This window comes from Acidimangrovimonas sediminis, from assembly GCF_002871005.1.
Classification (GTDB): domain Bacteria; phylum Pseudomonadota; class Alphaproteobacteria; order Rhodobacterales; family Rhodobacteraceae; genus Acidimangrovimonas; species Acidimangrovimonas sediminis.
Map to the genome: position 1 here is coordinate 1 of NZ_PHSN01000034.1, position 389 is coordinate 389.

Sequence of the window (389 nt, forward strand, 5' to 3'; positions counted from 1 at the left end):
TGACAGCCACGCCCCGATTACAGAAGGCACTCGTCGCGCAGGCGGCCATTGAAACTCTCGACGAAGCCGTTCTGCATGGGCTTTCCCGGAGCGATGTAGTGCCACTCGACCTTGCGATCCTCCTGCCATTTGAGGATGGCGTTCGAGGTCAGCTCCGTGCCGTTGTCGCTGACCACCATGCATGGATAGCCGCGCACCCGAGCGATGCTGTCGAGCTCACGGCCAACGCGCTGCCCTGACAGCGAGGTGTCCACGACCGCGGCCAGGCATTCCCGGCTGAAGTCGTCGATGACGCACAGCACCCGGAAGCGGCGACCATCGGACAGGCTGTCTGACACAAAGTCCAGCGACCAGCGCTGGTTCGGCCCCTGCGGGATCGCCATGGGCGC

The 389-nt window shown here is 64.5% G+C and carries 1 pseudogene; it reads right to left on the bottom strand.

The annotated features are described in order from the left end of the window. Nucleotides 1-23: 23 nt before the first annotated feature. Nucleotides 24-389 (bottom strand): annotated as a pseudogene (locus CVV76_RS21960) (DDE-type integrase/transposase/recombinase); the annotation flags it as partial.